The sequence below is a fragment of the Comamonas odontotermitis genome (assembly GCF_014207855.1).
In the GTDB taxonomy this organism is placed as follows: domain Bacteria; phylum Pseudomonadota; class Gammaproteobacteria; order Burkholderiales; family Burkholderiaceae_C; genus Comamonas; species Comamonas odontotermitis_A.
The window spans coordinates 22,002-34,761 of the sequence record NZ_JACHKZ010000037.1; the positions used below are offsets into that span (position 1 = coordinate 22,002).

Consider the following 12,760-nt stretch of genomic DNA (forward strand, 5'->3'; position numbering starts at 1 on the left):
TTTGCGCAGACTCACCCAGACACCTCGGCATCTGCATTGCGCAGGGCGGTCGCCGTTTGCGACCAGTACACAAGATTTTGATGGTCTGTCAGGTCTACCTTCAACGGCGTGATGGAGACATGCCCCGCCGCTGTGGCATGAAAATCCGTGCCCTCGGCGTCATCCAGCACCGATCCGGCGTTGCCGATCCAATACATCGTCTCGCCCCGCGGACTGATCTGGGTGATGACCTTTTCAGCCGCATGGCGGCGCCCAAGCCGACACAGCTTGACTGGTTTGATCTGCGCAAAGGGCAAATTGGGGATGTTGATGTTGAGCAGCCAGGGCTTGTCCGTCACCAGATTGGCACGATCGAACTGCCGGATCAGCTGCGCCGCCTTTTGCGCCGCAGATTCCAGCTCACCCCAGCCTTTCTCGATCTGCGAGAACGCCATGGCAGGAATGCCGAACAGATAGCCTTCCATGGCTGCGCCCACTGTGCCGGAGTAAATGGTGTCGTCTCCCATGTTTGCGCCATTGTTGATGCCAGACACCACCAGATCGGGCCGGTAACCCAGCAAGCCGGTGAGCGCAATGTGCACACAATCGGCCGGGGTGCCGTTGACATAGCGAAATCCATTGGCCGCCTGGTGCACATACAAAGGCGCATTCAGGGTCAATGCGTTGGATTTGGCGCTGTTGTTGTGCTCCGGGGCCACCACTTCCACATCAGCTACCGCCTTCAACGCGTCATGCAGCGCCACAATGCCGGGCGCCTGATATCCATCGTCGTTACAAAGCAGTATCTTCATGTAATTGAACCAGTTACACCGCATTGTAGAGGTGAAGACGAACATCTCACCAAATGTGGCAGCAATACGACCGCAATCCTCGCTCAATAACGGGTGACGGAATCCATGGCGAACTCCCTGGATTGTAGTAACCCGAAAAAGATATACAGGCCAACAGACCAGACTGCAACATTAATTTACGTCAACGCTCAACCCTCGCCCAAAGTCTCTTTGCGCTACAAAAGCGGCCTGCAGAGGGGGCAGCAAGGCGAGCACCGTGATCTCGCCGCCCAGGCCTGCTCGGCAATAGCCGGCTTTTGCAACACAGGTGCTGGCATTCGGCTGCATCCTCGGGCAGTGCGATAGCCACGAAAGGGGCGATGGCCTTCATGATGGTGGATGAGACGGATCCCCCATCTGCAGCACATCATGCTGATCCTGCTTCGACGGCATTGTCACCAGCCTGGCAAGCCTTGGCTTCAGCCAGTTCTCCACATCGTCCATGACCGCATACACCACCGGCACCAGAATCAGCGACAGGGCCGTCGACGAAACCAGCCCGCCAATCACTGCGATGGCCAGTGGTTGGCGGAACTCCGAACCGCTACTCACACCCAGAGCTGTGGGCAGCATGCCCATGGCCATGGCGATCGTTGTCATGACGATGGGCCGCGTGCGCTCGTGCGCCGCCTCCAGCAAGGCTTCTGACTGGCTCTTGCCCATGCGCTCGGCCTCCACGGCGTGCTCCACCAGCAAAATGGAGTTTTTAGCAGCCAAGCCCATCAGCATCAGCAGGCCGATCAGCACCGGCAGGTTCAACTCTCCCCCTGTGGCCAGCAAAGCCAGGAAAGCACCGGCCAGAGACAAAGGAAGCGCCGCCAGAATGATCACCGGCTTGATGAAGCTGCGAAACAGCAGAATGAGCACGCCAAAGATCAGCCCGATTCCGGCCATGATCGCCAGGCCAAAGCTGGCAAAAAGCTCCTGCATGCCTTCGGCGTCGCCATACAAAGGCCGCGAAACCCCTGCAGGCAGGTTTTTCAGGAATGGCAGGGCCTCCACGGCCGCATTGGCCTGGCCCAACGACGCACCGTTGACTTCTGCCTCCAGCGTAATGCGGCGCTCCCGGTCAAACCGGTCGATGTGCGACTCACCCACCTGAAAACGCATGTCCGCCACCGCTGACAGTGGAACCGTACCGCCACCGGCAGTTGGCACCCGCAGCGCGCCAAAGCTGCCTACATCCTGCAGAGCCCCTTGCGGCAGGCGAACACGCACGGACAAACGCTGGCGCCCGGTATTGAACTTGGAAGCAGTTGCATCCAGGTCGCCAACGCTGGCCATGCGCGCAACGTCGGCCACCACATCCGGCGTTACGCCCAGGCGGGCAGCTTCATCTGGTTTGAGGCGTATCACCAGTTCAGGGCCGGGGTTCGGTGCTACCTGGTGCACGTTCTTGAGCATGGGCAGGTTGCGCAACTCCCGCTCGGCATCACTGGCCGTGCGCCGCAACAGCTCCCCGTCATGGCCACCCAGAATCACCTGCAAGGTCTGGGTTCCCCCGCCCTCGCTTTCGCTGTAGCTCAGCCGCACATCCGGCACACGCATCAGCAGGGGGCGCATATGGTCTTGAAATGCCTTGGTGCTCATCGAGCGGTGGCTCTTGAGCTGGACGATTACCGCTCCCTTGCGTGGATCGCCATCGCGCTGGCTGCTGCCCACGCTGACAAATACATCCTGAACATCGCCCTGCTCGCGCAGCAGGCGCGTCAAGCTTGCAGCAGCAACCCGCATGTCCTGGGTGGTGGCGCCAGGCGCACCTTGCATGCTGATTTGCACGGTTCCGCTATCGCCCTTGGGGGCAAAGCCTGTGGGCAGCAGACTCGCCAGCAGCAGCGACCCCACAAAAATCAATACGCCCGCGCCCAATGAGATCCAGCGGTGCGCCAACGCCCATTCCAGCAAGTGGCGATACCGACCGGTAAAAGGCTTGTGCGCTTCCGGCTGGGCCGAGGGCTTGAGCAGATAGGCGCACATCAAGGGCGACAGCAGGCGCGCCACCAGCAAGGAGAAAAGCACCGACACAGCCACCGTCACGCCAAACTCGCGGAAATACGGCCCTGCGTAACCGCCCATGAAGGCAACCGGCAGAAACACCACCGCAATCGCCAGGGTCGTGGCCACCACGGCCAACCCGATTGCGTCCGCGCCTTCCATCGACGCACGCCATGGCGAGGCGCCAGCCTGTACGCGCTTTTGAATGTTCTCCACCTCGACGATGGCATCGTCGACCAGCACACCAATCACGAGCGTCAACGCCAGCAGCGACAGCATATTGAGCGAGTAGCCCAGCGCGTGGATCACGGCAAAGGTGGGAATCAGCGATATCGGCATTGCCACGGCAGCAATGACCGTGGCACGCCAGTCGCGCAGAAACACCAACACCACTGCCGCAGCCAGCAGCATGCCCTCTAGCAAGGTGTAGACCGTGGCATCAAAGCTCGCGCGCGTATTTTTGGCACCGGACGAAACCAGCTGGAACGCCACGCCCGGATGCTCTTTGGCAAGCTTGGCAACCGCATCCGCCACCGCCGATTCGACATTCACATCGGAGGCTGCCTTGGTCTTCATGACTTGAAAACCCACCACAGCCTCACCATTCAGCACGGCAAAGCCGCGTCGGTCGCTGGCGCCACTGGCTACCGTAGCAACATCGCTCAGACGCAGATGACGGCCATCGCGCGTGGCAGTCACCAGCTCCGCCAACGACTCCACCGACGGCGCTGCAGCCAGCACGCGCACCTGCTGCTCCTGCGTACCAATCTGCGCACGGCCGCCCGATGCATCCAGATTGTGCGAGCGCAGCGCATCGTTGACGGCGACGGCGGTCAGCCCCAGCGCCTGCAGCCTTGCTGGATCGAGGGTCACCGTAATGTCACGGCCTACGCCTCCCACCTGCGCGACCTGCCCCACGCCGCCAAGCGCCACCAGCCTGCGTGCCACCACATCCTCGATAAACCAGTTCAGCTCCACATCATCCATGCCCTGCGCCGAGACGGCATAGGTCAGCAGCGGCATGGCATCGAAATCCAGGCGCTCGACAATCGGTGGCTCGATGCTGACAGGCAGGTTGGCCCGGACCCGGTCAATGGCCGCTCTCACCTCGTCCACAGCGCGTTGCGGCTCCAGGCCAATCTCGAACTCCACAAAGGTCACGGACATGCCCTGGGTCACTGTCGAGATCACATGCTTGACCCTTGCAACATTGGCAACGCCGTCCTCCACCACCCGGGTCACCTGGGTTTCAACCTCGGTTGCGGCAGCGCTAGGCAAGGCCACGGCCACCTGAACAATAGGAAACGAGACATCCGGGTACAGTTTGATCGGCATGGCCCGATAAGCCAGAAGACCAGCCACCATGATGGCCAGGAACAGCACCACCACCGGAATGGGGTTCTGTATGGACCAGGCGGATATTCGCATCCTCATCATTGGCCTCCGCTGGCTGCAGGGGCAGAATCGGCAACGCCAGACGCAGCTTTTACGCCAGATACAGAAGCAGAAGCCGCTGCTTCCACCGTCGCTGGCTGCTTGATCTGAACCCTGTCGCCGTCGAGCACGAAGGCTCCTCCACCCAATGCCAGACGCGTTCCCACCGGCGGGCCGTCGCGCAGAACCACCCAGCCCTGTGATCGCGCCCCCAGAGTCACCGGCAGCTTGCGAATACGGTCATCACCATCGATAGTGGCCAATTGCGGGCCACCCGCCTCGAAATGAATGGCTTTTTCCGGCACAGCGGCCACAGGTTCGGCGGAATGCAGAAAGTCGGCACGCGCAAAGCCACCCGGGCGCAGATCGGCGCGCACTGGCAGACTCACCCGCACCTGGGCCAGCTTCGTCTTTTCGTCAACCCGTCGTGACAACAGACGTACTTTGCCGTGCAAAACTACTCCGGATGCCAGCGTTACCTCAACCGCATCACCCAGGTGAATGCGATCGACCTGGTCCTCTGGCACTTCGGCTGCCAGCTCCACCATGCCATCGCGCGCCAGGCGGAACATAGCCTCCCCTCCCGGGCTTGCCACATCGCCCCGGCGCACATTGCGCTGCAGCACTACCCCTGCCACCGGTGCGCGCAAGGTCATGCGCTCGGCTTCCTCCTTGAGCCCCGCCAGATTCGCAGCCGCCACATCGGCGCTGGCATTGGCGCTGGCTGCGGCCGTGCGGCGCTGCTGGATCTGTTCCTCGGAAAGCACCCCCTGCCCGTCCAGCCCATCGACGCGGGCAGATTCGGCCTGCGCCTGCCTGGCCTGGGCACGCGCCTGCGCAAGGCTTGCCTCGGCCTGCCGGATTCTGGCTTGCAGCAAGCCATCGTCCAGCCTCGCCAAGGGCTGGCCCGCACGCACGCTATCGCCCTCGTCGGCCAACAAGGCTGCAACCCGGTAACCGCTCAACTCAGGACCCACAGCAATCTCCTCGCGCGCCACCAGCAAGCCAGAAGCCTGCTGAGCCATGCCCATCGGGCGCAGCTCCACCCGAGCCATGCTGACTGCGCGCACCGCTTCGGCAGGAGCAGGCTGCGCCGTCTTGTCGGCATTGCTTCTGGAGCAGCCAGACAGCAACATCAGGGCGACAGCCACGGCGCCCAGCGCCATCCAGTTTTCAGAGCTTTTAGCCATTGATTCCCTCGCCATTACTGTCTGCATCCAGCGCCTTTGCGCCACTGTTCCAGCCACCGCCCAATGCTTGAAATACCTGCACAGCATGGGCGAGCGCCTCAGCCCGCGCATTGGTCAATGCCACACGGGCTTCGCGGTAAACCAGCTCGGAATCAAGCACTACGATCAAGTCAAAAAAGCCGGCGCCGTAGCCTTTGACAGAGGCGTCATAGGCCGCCTGCGCCCGGTGTTGTGCCTGCTCCAGCGCTGCAATGCGCCGACCATCCGGTGCCATGCGCAGCAAGGCCTGGTCTGCCTCGGAAAAGGCCCGCTGCACCACCTGCTCATAGGCAATCACGGCCTGCTCGGCCCGTGCGCCTTGAGCGCGGGCATTGGCCAGCAGACGAGGCCGGTCCAGAACCGGCAGTGCCGCATTGGCTGCCAGCGACCAAAAACCAGTGCTGAGCGAAGCGCCCTGCTTCTGCCAGTTCAGTCCGATACCCGGCGTAAGACTCACACTCGGCAACAGAGCAAGCCGCGCCAGATCCAGACCACCGGCGGCAGCCTGCATCTGCGCCCGCGCCTGCAGTACATCAGGGCGGCGCGACAACAGCTCGGCCGGCAATGCCTGGGGCAAGGCCGGGGGGCGAGTCTGCTCATGGTCCAGGGCAAGGGCTGCAAGGGGCTCATCGCCCATGCCCACCAGCACCAGCAGTGCGCGCCGTGTGGCATCCAACTGAGATTGCAGCACCATGGCGTTGGCCTGCGCCGATAAAAGGCCTGCGTCCACGCGGGCCGACTCCGACAGAGGAGCCAGCCCACGCTCTACCTTGCGCGCCAGCACTTCTTGCAGCCGCGTCTGTATGGCGACCGTCGCCTGGGCGTCGGCCAGCGCCGCAGCAAGGCGCTGGGTTTCAAACAAAGAGCGGGCAACCTCTGCCACCAGCGCCGCGCGTTCTGCATAAGCGCCATAAATGGCAGAGCCATAATCACCGTCTGCCTGACGCTGCAATGCATCGCCTCGGCCAAACAGATCCAGCTCCCAGGACACCAGCACATCCAGGTTCGCGCTGCTCCGCGCACCCCCGCCAGCTCCCTGCATATCCAATGCGGATGACCCATGCCCCAGATTGCGGCTGCCCCGGCGCTCGCCACCGGCACGCAATCCGCCCTGCGGGCGGTATTGTGTCAGCGCTGCCTCGCGCACGGCCCGCGCCTCACGCATACGCGCCATGCTCATGCGCGCCTCGGTGCTGGCCTGCAGAGCCTGCTTCACCAACTGGTTCAGCATGGGTTCATCAAACAATGTCCACCAGGCATCCAATACCTTTGGCGTTGCCGTGGCAGCGCCACCTGTCAGTTCCTCAGGTGCGACAGAGTATTGCTGGGCCACCAGTGGAAAGGGCCTGGGTGCATCGGGTACCGAAGCACATCCAGACATGGCCAGCAGACAGGCTGGACCCAACCAGAAAAAGACGTTCTTCATGAAAACTCAGGGTTTGCGAGGCGTTTTGCCAGACGCTGGATGCCGGGGCCTATCGCCTGCAGGTGGCTTGGCCTTGGCGGGCCTGGCTGCCAAGAGCCGGATTCCAGCCTGCGCCGAGTCGGGAAGCTGCTGCGCCCGTTCTTCGGAGAACTCCCGGACTATACGGCCGCGGCCTGCATTTTCGGCACTAGATGTTGCCTGCGCCGCCTCTCTGGAATGCGTCCAATTGTTCCGTGTCAAAGTAGCCAGCAACCCTTGCAGGGTTTTGGCTGTGACCTCGTGAAAAACCTGCGCCTGACGCAACCGTTCAATCGCGTCCTCGCCCAGCTCAGCACCGATCAGCAACTCGTCAACATACTCAGAAAAGCGCTGGCACTGATCGATGCTTTGCTCAATGGCCAGCGCAAACGGATTGGCCCGCAGACTGAAGAAATCCTGGCGCTCTCCGCGCAAGGCGACGCGCTCGATGATCCCCAGACGCTCAAGCAGTCGCGTATTGGTACTGACGCTTGCCCGGCTGGCCTGCATACGTTCTGCCAGGTCAGAAAAACTGATCGGGCCACCATCCAGCAAAAAAATACCGATGAGCCGACCCGCAATCCTTGGCAACCCGCCAAGCTCCGCCTGGATTGCATTTCGCTCAATAAATAGTTCGCGCGCCTTTTGACCCTCGCCTGCCAACTCTTTCACCGGAACACCTCATCATTTATATTGTTCACTCTACACTGAACAATTCTAATACAGGTTTTCCAGATTTCCAGAACTACAGGGTGCGCGCGACCTTAAAGTCGCGCCGTGGAGCGCCTAATGCGCATACTTCTTGGCTCCCGCCACACAGACTACAGCGACCAGGGTTACCGCCAACATGGCCCAACTGACCTGCTCGTGCAACAACACCGCAGCCAACCCGAGCCCCATGAATGGCTGCAGCAATTGCAACTGGCCTACGGCTGCAATGCCCCCTTGTGCCAGACCGCGATACCAGAACACAAAGCCGATCAACATGGAAAACAAAGACACGTAGGCCAAGCCCAGCCACGCAGGCGCACCGACAGCGGCAAATGAAGAAGGCATGCTGAACCAAGCCAGCGGCAGCATCACCGGCAGCGACAGCACCAGCGCCCAGCAGATCACCTGCCAGCCACCCAGCGAACGTGACAGCCGCGCCCCTTCGGCATAGCCCAGGCCGCAGACGGCAATGGCTGCGAGCATCAGCAAGTCTCCCTGCAGCGAACCTGCCGCACTGCCCGCCGCTGCATACCCCGCCACCATGGCAGCACCCAATACCGAAAAGAGCCAGAACGTGGGGCGAGGACGTTCTCCACCTCTGAGCACGGCAAAGATGGCCGTACTGAGCGGCAGCAGCCCCACAAAAACGATGGAATGCGCCGAAGTTACATGCTGCAATGCCATGGCCGTCAGCAGCGGGAACCCCACCACACCACCAATGGCCGTCAAGATCAAAGAAAACACCTGCGCACCGCCCGGCCTGGGTTGGCGCAGCAAAGCCAGCATGGCCAACGCCAGCAATGCGGCAATCGTTGCCCGCGCGGCAGTCAGAAAAATCGGATCGAAATCGGCAACCGCTACCCGCGTTGCGGGCAACGAACCCGCAAAGATCGCCACACCAATCAGGCCATTCACCCAGCCCTTCGTCACCTTGTCCATCCATTGCTCCTTACCAGGGATCCTCTGCAAAACCCTCGCCATAGGGATAGACGCGGATCGGGATGAGGCGCAAGGCGTCTTTTGAAGGCAATAACCGTAGCTATTGACGAAAAAGACCACGCAGCGAATCGCCCGAGACCGCGCTCAGACCATGGCAGGGAGTTTTGCGGAGGGTTCTTAGGCACCAAGTAGAGCATCGGCAAGCAGATTGAATCCATGCACAATACAGCACAATTAAAATAAACTGTATTGGCATATTTTCAGTACAGATCCTCAATATGGCACGCAGTAACACCCGTATCCAGGCCGTGATGCACGAGATTCAGTCACGCATCGCCGCCCGTATCTATGGTCCGGGCGCGCGCCTGCCGTCGGTTCGCGCGCAGGCACAGGTCATGGGGCTATCGGTATCCACTGTGGTCGAGGCCTATGAGCGCCTGATGGCACAAGGCGTGTTGACCTCCCGCCCAGGCTCCGGCTTCTATGTGGAAGGGCCGGTTGCGCCTCTGGCACTCACTGAGATCGGCCCCAAGTTGGACCGTGCCGTCGATCCACTATGGGTATCGCGCCAGACGCTCGAGGCCGGCGATGCAATGCTGCGGCCGGGCTGCGGCTGGCTGCCGCCCGCTTTGCTCTATGAAAGCGGCATGCGCCGGGCTCTGCGCACGCTGGCCCGCGCCAGCCCCCTCGAACTAGCGGAATACGCCTCCCCCCAGGGCCAGTTGCCACTGCGCCAGCTGCTATCGAGGCGCATGCTTGCCCATGACATTGAGGCGCCGCCTCAGCAGATCATGCTCACCGAATCGGGTACGCAGGCCATCGACCTGATCTGCCGCTTCCTGCTGGAGCCGGGAGACACCGTGCTGGTGGACGATCCCTGTTACTTCAACTTCCACGCCCTTCTCAAGGCACACCGGGCGCAGGTGGTTGGAGTCGCCTACACGCCGCAAGGCCCGGACATCGAGAAGTTCGAGGCAGCGCTGCAAGCGCACGCCCCTCGCCTCTACATCACCAATTCCGGCATACACAATCCGACGGGGGCGACCTTGTCAGCTGTCACCGCCCACCGGGTACTCAAGCTTGCCGAACGCGCAGGCCTGACCATCATCGAAGATGACATCTTTGCGGATTTCGAGCACAGCCCTGCACCGCGGCTGGCCGCGCTCGACGGCCTCGCCCGTGTCATTCATATAGGCAGCTTCTCCAAGACCTTGTCTGCATCGCTGCGTTGTGGCTTTGTGGCGGCAAGACCCGACTGGATAGACAGCCTGATCGATCTGAAGATTGCCACCAGCTTTGCCGGAGGCAGGCTGGCAGCCGATGTCACCCATGCTGCTTTAACGGACAGCGGCTATCGCAAGCACATGGAAGCCCTGCGCATCCACCTCGCCCAGGGCATGCACACCACCCTCTCTCGCTTGGCAAAGCTCGGCATCGAGCCCTGGCATACCCCAAAAGCTGGCATGTTCATCTGGTGCCAGCTACCGGATGGCGTGGACTCCGCTGCACTGGCCCGCCGCTGCCTGCAGCAACAGGTCGTACTGGCCCCCGGCAACGCCTTCAGCCCCAACCAGAATGCAGGCAGCTTTCTGCGCTTCAATGTGGCGCAGTCAACGGACGACCGTGTTTTCAGTGTGCTGGCCGGTGCATTGCGCGAGGAACGTCAGCATCGCTGACGGCCTCCTGAGACGCATCCTGACACGCATCCTGAAAAGTGCTTTGACCAAGCCGCCCAGCCATGCCATTGGCTATGGCACACCGAGAAAAAGCGCCCGGGCATGAAACCCTGGGCGCTTGAGCGAAAAGCCGGATCAGGTTCCGGCCTCGCTGAGAGCCATGGACGCAGGCACCATGGTGGTCTTGTCCAGTGTCTGCTGAACGATATCGCCAATCATGCTGGCAGTGACTGCAGAAAGAGTCCAGCCCAGATGGCCATGGCCCGTGTTGTAGAAAACGCAAGGCTGGTTGCCTCGCCCCACACGCGGCAGCATATTGGGCATCATCGGGCGCAGCCCCGCCCAAGGCACCACACTGCGAGTGCTGACGCCCGGAAAGCACGCCTGCACCCAATCGATCAGCGGCCGAATCCGGTCAGCCCGGATATCCTTGTTGTATCCATTGAACTCCGCAGTGCCCGCCACGCGGAAGCGATCATCGCCCAATCGGCTGGTGACCAGCTTGGTCTCGTCATCCAGCAGGCTGATGTTGGGCGCCGCAGCCTGGCTGTTTTCATCCAGCAGATTCACCGTGATCGAATAGCCCTTGACAGGATAGATGTTGACGCGGTCGCCCAACTGGGCCGCCAACGCGCGGCTGGCGGTACCAGCGCATACAACGATGCCATCAAAGGTAGAGGTCATGGGCCCGTCTGCTTGCTGCACGGTCACACTGGCTTGCTTTCCATTACTGCTGACAGACAGCACCTGCTGGCCATACAGGCAATTCACCCCCATGCGAGAGCAGGCCGCGGCCAGACCGCTCGTGAACTTATGGATGTCACCCGTCGAATCGCTTTCGGTGAAATAGCCTCCGTAAAAAGACCCAGACAAGGTCGGCTCAATCGCCCGCATCTCCTGCGGCGTCACGGCACGCCGCTCCAGACCGCCTTGCGCAAGCAGCCTGGAAACCTTGCCCGCATGCTCAAAACCAGCCTGGTTGCGGTAGATATGGAGGATTCCCTTCTGCTTCAAATCAAAATCGATGCCCTCTTCCGCACCCCACGCAAAGAGGTGCTCCCGCGCAGCAATGGCCAGCCGTGCTGTTTCAACCGTGTTGCTCTGGTAGTGCGGAATGGCCGCCAGAAACTCACAGAACCATGACAGCTTGTGCCAACTCGGCTTTGGATTGATCAGCAGCGGAGCATCGCTTTTGAACATCCATTGAAGGCCCTTGAGAACGGTCGACGAGTGGTTCCATACCTCTGCATTGGAAGCAGAAAGCTGCCCGCCGTTGGCGAATGAGGTCTCCATTGCGGCATAGCGCTGCTTCTCGAACAGGGTAACGGAAAAACCCCGTCTGGCCAGGGCATACGCTGTGGTCACGCCCGTAATACCGCCACCGATAACGGCGATTGTTTTCATGATGAATCAGGTCCTGATACGTCGAGGGTGGAGTCCGGGCGCAACATGCGCGCCGAACGCCCCCTCTGTTCTGGACCTGAGAGATTCACGAGTCACCCCATCCGGGCGGTGATCGCTTGCTCCTTCGGTATGCCCGCGGACGATGGCGCGGCGCATTCTTCAGAGTGAATGGATAAATGGTGCCGATCCTTTTGCCTGAGAGTTTCCGGGGCGGTTGCTCCTTCGGCGCCACGTGACAGTCTTAGTGCACGCGGTCTCTCTCGACACCACTTGGCTGAAAGCCTGGATACTGAATTTAAAGATATCCCCAAGGCTTGAATATACGTGTTTTCCACGCTTGTCTCCGCCAAGATGCGAAATACAAGGCCCTTTGGATGAACAAACCGGCACCCCACCAAGCGAGCCATCCAAGTCGGAACCATGGCTTACCCTCGCAGCTGCCACACCGTGTCAGTCCAGACCGCAAATTCCACTCGCAGAAGCGGCAAACTCGCTCCTCCTACAGACATGGCAAAGCAGTGATCGCCCAATGGGAGTCAGCACACCCGCAAAGGACTGACTCCACCATGACTCAACCCGCCAACCCACCCCTCACGCACACCCCGGAAGTTCGCATCAACACCAACAAGCCCGCACGAAAAGACGACCCGGGGCCAAATGCCAAGCTACCCCATGAACGAGACCAATCCACGGATATGACGGACGGGCAACCGTCACCACGGGTGGAGCAGGCATACCAGGACGTCAAGCGCGGTTTGCGCGACGCCGATGCCCGCGCCCCGGATGGACGCCCCGCCCCACCACGCCCAACAGACAAGGACGCCCCATGACGTACTTTCTGAGCTCCGGACCTTATTGCGCATCGTAGGGAAAATCGCATGGCAATGCTTCATAAAAACCTACAACCAAACGATTTATCTGGCTTTAGCATGAATACTCACTTCGCAAGTGGAATATGAAGATTCATTCTCAAGAATCATCCACTATCTTATTGAGCAATCAGCAGGGCTTTGTTGCACAAATCCGGGCCGCAGCGGTAGTAGGCTCGGATGATGAGTGAGACGAACTGGGGTCGGCGCAAGTACCGCACCACAAACT

The 12,760-nt window shown here is 60.9% G+C and carries 9 protein-coding genes and 2 riboswitches; of the genes, 2 read left to right on the forward strand and 7 right to left on the reverse strand.

Annotated elements, in window-relative coordinates; all coding sequences use genetic code 11:
• Positions 1 to 11 precede the first annotated feature (11 nt).
• From surE to HNP33_RS19015, 6 genes are all read right to left on the reverse strand, one after another.
• Positions 12 to 791, reverse strand: a complete 780-nt coding sequence (gene surE, locus HNP33_RS18990; RefSeq protein WP_184711363.1) for a 5'/3'-nucleotidase SurE — start codon at positions 789 to 791, stop codon at positions 12 to 14.
• Between the two features lie 366 nt (positions 792 to 1,157).
• Complete coding sequence (locus tag HNP33_RS18995; RefSeq protein ID WP_221452140.1) at positions 1,158 to 4,253, reverse strand: efflux RND transporter permease subunit; 3,096 nt, start codon at positions 4,251 to 4,253, stop codon at positions 1,158 to 1,160.
• Between the two features lie 5 nt (positions 4,254 to 4,258).
• On the reverse strand, positions 4,259 to 5,449 hold the full coding sequence (locus tag HNP33_RS19000; protein WP_184711359.1) for an efflux RND transporter periplasmic adaptor subunit: 1,191 nt from the start codon (positions 5,447 to 5,449) through the stop codon (positions 4,259 to 4,261).
• Entirely contained in the window at positions 5,442 to 6,914 is a 1,473-nt protein-coding gene (locus HNP33_RS19005; RefSeq protein WP_184711357.1) for an efflux transporter outer membrane subunit, read from the reverse strand. Before HNP33_RS19005 ends, HNP33_RS19000 begins: the two co-directional genes overlap by 8 nt.
• A 6-nt stretch (positions 6,915 to 6,920) precedes the next feature.
• Positions 6,921 to 7,604 (reverse strand): GbsR/MarR family transcriptional regulator, encoded by a 684-nt coding sequence (locus HNP33_RS19010; protein WP_184711355.1) that lies wholly within the window; start codon positions 7,602 to 7,604, stop codon positions 6,921 to 6,923.
• A gap of 114 nt (positions 7,605 to 7,718) precedes the next feature.
• The gene (locus tag HNP33_RS19015) at positions 7,719 to 8,582 is read right to left on the reverse strand and encodes a DMT family transporter (RefSeq protein ID WP_184711353.1); all 864 of its coding nucleotides are present in this window, start codon (positions 8,580 to 8,582) and stop codon (positions 7,719 to 7,721) included.
• A 278-nt stretch (positions 8,583 to 8,860) separates the two neighbouring features.
• Here HNP33_RS19015 and HNP33_RS19020 point away from each other — a divergent pair, with 278 nt between their 5' ends.
• On the forward strand, positions 8,861 to 10,258 hold the full coding sequence (locus HNP33_RS19020) for a PLP-dependent aminotransferase family protein (RefSeq protein WP_184711351.1): 1,398 nt from the start codon (positions 8,861 to 8,863) through the stop codon (positions 10,256 to 10,258).
• Positions 10,259 to 10,393: 135 nt separating this feature from the next.
• Here HNP33_RS19020 and HNP33_RS19025 read toward each other — a convergent pair whose 3' ends face one another.
• Complete coding sequence (locus HNP33_RS19025; protein ID WP_184711349.1) at positions 10,394 to 11,662, reverse strand: D-amino acid dehydrogenase; 1,269 nt, start codon at positions 11,660 to 11,662, stop codon at positions 10,394 to 10,396.
• A 55-nt stretch (positions 11,663 to 11,717) separates the two neighbouring features.
• Positions 11,718 to 11,835: riboswitch (glycine riboswitch) on the reverse strand.
• Positions 11,836 to 11,935, reverse strand: a riboswitch (glycine riboswitch). It abuts the riboswitch before it with no gap.
• 422 nt (positions 11,936 to 12,357) lie between these two features.
• On the opposite strand from HNP33_RS19025, the gene HNP33_RS21235 reads away from it, so the two are divergent.
• On the forward strand, positions 12,358 to 12,492 hold the full coding sequence (locus tag HNP33_RS21235) for a hypothetical protein (protein ID WP_267906730.1): 135 nt from the start codon (positions 12,358 to 12,360) through the stop codon (positions 12,490 to 12,492).
• Positions 12,493 to 12,760: the final 268 nt, after the last annotated feature.